Source organism: Nitratidesulfovibrio liaohensis (assembly GCF_011682075.1).
GTDB classification, from domain to species: Bacteria; Desulfobacterota; Desulfovibrionia; order Desulfovibrionales; family Desulfovibrionaceae; genus Cupidesulfovibrio; species Cupidesulfovibrio liaohensis.
Genome location: NZ_VSMK01000228.1, coordinates 1 through 4,252 on the forward strand (window position 1 = coordinate 1; position 4,252 = coordinate 4,252).

Consider the following 4,252-nt stretch of genomic DNA (forward strand, 5'->3'; position numbering starts at 1 on the left):
CAGCCAGGACGACCTCAAGGCCCTGCTGCCGCAAGGCATGTCAAAGAACAACCCGGTCTAAGCCAGTTCACTGATGTCTACTTGATGACCGCTCGCCTGAAAAGGTGGGGTTGTCTGGACGGTTACGCAGCAAGTTCACGCACCATATCCGGCGCTGAGCGCAGCATTGCCGCAACGCGGCGTGCGAAGACTCGCGCAAAAGGGGACGCCATGTGGCGTCCCCTTCATGTTGCCGTCCGATCCCGACAGGTTTTTCCGATTGCGGTCGGTTCGTTTCTACCCCGGCCATTCTGTCCGTGGGCTACTGCACCGGGTAACCGCCGTTGCGGCGTTCGTCACTGCCGCCGTTGCCATCCTCGTCGTCCTCGTCTTCATCGTCCCCGAGGTCGTCGTTGCCGGAATCCTCGTCGTCCAGCAGGGCGGACAGAATGTCTTCATCGAGGTCGTCGTCATCGTCCTCGTCGTCATCCATGCCCCCGGCGGTGCGGTAGGACATGTCCAGCAGCGGGCCGTCGTCGCGGGTCAGGCTGCCCGCCGGGTCGGCGGCAAAGCCGTCGCCCTCGTCGTCGCGGGTGAACATGCGCCAGGTCACGCTGCCGTCGTCGTGCTGTTCGGAGGACACGCGCAGGATGGGGGTTTCCTTCCAGATGTAGATCATGGTGTCGTCGGACCATATCTCGCAGCGCATGTGCGCCGCGATCTCGTGGGCGTCGATGGCGCCCGGGTTTTCGCCCAGTTCCTCCAACTGCTCGCGCAGCAGTTCCTCTACGCGGGCCGCCACCTTGCTGCCGTATTTCATCGAATCGTCTCCTGTGGATGGGGCGCGGGCGCCCGTGGTCATTCACCGCTTATCGCACCCCGCCTCGCGTCGCAACTGGGATGCGCGGGGTGGCCCCGCCGTGCGCGGTGCCCGTTCTTGCCCCCAGGGCCGAGGTGGCCTATGCTGTGCCTACAGGGCAGACATCGCCCGGCCATATCCAGAGGTACGCCAGTGACCCAGCAGAACCGCCGCATCATCGAACGCCTGCCTCTTTTCGACGGGCTTTCCGACGCACAGTTGGAAGGCCTTGCGGGCATCGTGGTGGACCGCCGCGTGGACAAGGGCCAGATGATTTTTTTCGAGTCCTCCCCGGCAGAGGGCTTCTACGTGGTGGCCGAAGGCCGCGTGAAGATATTCAAGACCGCGCCCGACGGGCGCGAGGCCGTGATGCACGTGATGGGCCCCGGCGAAACCTTTGGCGAGGTGGCGGTGTTCCAGGGCGGCACCTTTCCCGCCCACGCCATGGCCGTGGAGAACGCCCGCGTGCTGTTTCTGCCGCGCAAGGGACTGGTGGACCGCATCACCCGCGACCCCACCCTGGCCATGAACATGCTGGCCGCGCTGTCGCGCAAGCTGCGCGTGTTCACCACCAAGGTGGAGTCGCTGACCCTGCACGAAACCCCGCAGCGCCTTGCCGCCTACCTGCTGCACGCCAGCGAACTGAAGGGCGATGCCGACACCTTTCGGCTTGACATGGCCAAGGGGGTGCTGGCGGGCATGCTGGGCACCGCGCGCGAGACGCTTTCGCGCTGCCTCGGAAAGCTGGCCGAACGTGGAGCCGTTTCCGTGGACGGGCGCGAGGTGACCATTGTTGATCGTGACTATTTGCAGGCCCTGGCTGACGGAGACGAGACACTCTGATGCCCGCCGCGTGCTTCCGCACGCGGTCTGCATGCGGCCCCAGACCGTGTGCAGGCGCACCCGGCCCGTTTTATGCCATAGCCCGCGTGCGGGGGCACGCGGGCTGCGCCCCTGACGACTGTTGCCATTGTCATCACTGTCGCCATTCGCTGCCATACCTCATCACGACAGGTGGCACTGCCGACTGACGGGCGTTCGGCGCCTTCTTCGCCGTGCGCGGCGAATTCGTTCCGGAGGGAACGATGCAACATCCGCAGGCCTATGCCTGGGCTCTGGTGCTCATGGTGGATCTGGCGCTGTGTTCCCTTGCCGTTCTTGCCTTCGCCCTGGGCATGCGCCGGTACCCCGGCGTGCTCACCTGGGCCGCTGGGGGCGGGGCGCTGTCCCTGGGTGTCTTCCTGATGCTCATGCAGCGTTCGTGGCCCTATGCCCTTTCGATACTCGGGGCCAACCTGTGCCTCGTGGGGGGCGGTGTGCTGATGGCGGCAGGGCAACGGCAGTTTCTGGATTTGCGGGTGCCGTGGCGTGCCTTTGGTCTGCTGCTGGTGTCGCTGGCATGCCTCGCCTCGTGGTTCACCTGGGTGCGCTTCAGCGTGCCCGTACGGGTGCTGGTGTTCAGCGTGCACATACTGGCGGTGCACTGCGACCTTGTAGTGGTGGCCTGGCGGGCCTATCGCACGGGCAGCCCCTGGCCCGCCCTGCTGGTGGTGGGCAGCAGTCTGGTTTCGGGCGTGTTCGCCCTGGTGCGGGGCGTGGGGGCGATATCCGGGGGACTGGATGCCCTGTCCTCGGTATTCATCTGGAAGTTCGTGGCCTATGGGGCCTTCGTGGTGGGGCCGCCCGCCGTGGTGGTGCAGACTGCGGGGTTTCTGCTTCTGGCGGGGTACCGCAGCACATGCGGACTGCCACCCGGTCATGCAGACCAACCCGGTCGCATGCGCCAGACATGCGGGGTGGGTGAGGTCAGCCAGCCGAGGACGGCAGGCCAGCCAGAGCAGCAAGGTAGGGTAGAGTAGCCAGGTCAGCCAGATACGTCGGGTCGGGCTGGCCCGGCGTACGCATGACTGCAGCCGGCGTGCGGGGCTACGCGTCGCGCCGTACGGCGGGCAGCAGCACCGTGAAACGGCACCACAGCCCCGGCTGCGATTCCACCATGATGTGCCCGCCATGGTTGCGGCTGATGATGAAGTACGAAACCGAAAGACCAAGCCCCGTGCCTTCGCCCGGCGGTTTGGTGGTGTAGAACGGTTCGAACACCCGCACCCGCCTCCGCTCGTCCATGCCCGGTCCGTTGTCCTCCACCTGCACGCACACGTGTTCCGTGTCGGCTGTCCTGGTGTCCGTTGCACCGGTTTCGCCAAGGGCACCGATCCTCCCCATCCCCCGAACACCACCTGTGCCGCCGATGCCGCCGGGCAGGCCCGGCGCGCCGCACCGTTTGCCTACGCGCAAGGTGATGCGCGGCGTCTCGCCCGGCGGGTAGGTCTTTTGCGAAATGGCTTGCGAGGCGTTCTTCAGCAGGTTGAACAGCACCTGCTCGATTTCGGTGGCGACGCATTCCACCATGGGTGTGCCGGGCGCGTACTCGCGGATGATGCGGATGTTGCGGAAATCGTGGCGTTTCTTGAGGTCGTAATCGTTTTTTGCCAGTTCCACGGCCCGGTCCAGCAGCACCGCAAGGTCGCATTCGACTCGCTCCGCGTCGCTGCGCCGGGCAAAGTCCAGCATGTGCCGCACGATGTCCGCCGCACGAGCGCAGGCCTCGCGGATGCCGGTAACCAGTCGGGCAAGCCCCCGCAACTCGAAATAGTGTTGCACGTGCTCCAGATCCACGCCAGCCATCAGGGCCGCCGCCTCGTTGTCGGCCACGCCCGGGGAAAGGCGGCGTTGCAGGTTCTGCGCCGACTGGGCGATGGCCGAAAGGGGGTTGTTGATCTCGTGCGCCATGCCGGCGGCCACGCCCCCCACGGACATCATCTTTTCCGTCTGGACCATGATTTCGCGCAGCTTCTTCTGTTCGGTCACGTCGCGGATGATGGCGATGAGCCACGGTTCACCCCTCAGGGTGAAGCGGCTGAGGGAAATCTCGCAGTCGAAGGGGGTGCCGTCCGCGCGCAGATGCGTCCATTCGAAGAATTGCGGCTCCCCGGCCAGGGCGGCAGCCAGGTGCATGCCTTCGGCCAGGTGGGTGGCCCCGGCGCGGGGCTGCTCGGGCGGCGAAAGGTCGCGCGGAGCCATGGAGGTCAACTGGTCCAGGGGCCTGCCGAACAGTTCGCAGGCCCTGCGGTTGGCGTCGCGTACAAGGCCGTCGCGGATCAGGAAGATGGCATCGTTGGCCGCTTCGAACAGCGCGCGGTACTTTCGTTCGCTCTCGCGCAGTTCCTCTTCGGCGCGCAGCCGTTCCGACACGTCGCGCGCGATGCACGAGACATACTGCATGCCGCCGATGTCATGGCGTTTCAGGGCCAGTTCCAGCCACAGGTCGGCCCCGTGCGAGGGCTGGCGGATCAGGCGCCGCTCTTCGCCCCCCCCGGCGGGCGCGGCATCGGCCATGTGCCAGGCGCCGGGGCG

Annotated in this window: 4 protein-coding genes; 2 read left to right on the forward strand and 2 right to left on the reverse strand. The window is 66.3% G+C overall.

What is annotated here, in order from left to right:
* Positions 1-301: 301 nt before the first annotated feature.
* Positions 302-799 carry a hypothetical protein gene (locus FVW27_RS08985; RefSeq protein ID WP_167124474.1) on the reverse strand — a complete coding sequence of 166 codons (498 nt, stop codon included), beginning with the start codon at positions 797-799 and terminating at the stop codon, positions 302-304.
* Positions 800-991: 192 nt separating this feature from the next.
* On the opposite strand from FVW27_RS08985, the gene FVW27_RS08990 reads away from it, so the two are divergent.
* The gene (locus FVW27_RS08990) at positions 992-1,681 is read left to right on the forward strand and encodes a Crp/Fnr family transcriptional regulator (protein WP_167124476.1); all 690 of its coding nucleotides are present in this window, start codon (positions 992-994) and stop codon (positions 1,679-1,681) included.
* Positions 1,682-1,923: 242 nt separating this feature from the next.
* Entirely contained in the window at positions 1,924-2,697 is a 774-nt protein-coding gene (locus FVW27_RS08995) for a hypothetical protein (RefSeq protein WP_243838313.1), read from the forward strand.
* 67 nt (positions 2,698-2,764) lie between these two features.
* On the opposite strand, the gene FVW27_RS09000 is transcribed toward FVW27_RS08995, so the two are convergent.
* Positions 2,765-4,252 (reverse strand): PAS domain S-box protein (locus tag FVW27_RS09000; protein WP_167124478.1); only part of this gene is annotated, 1,488 nt, incomplete at its 5' end.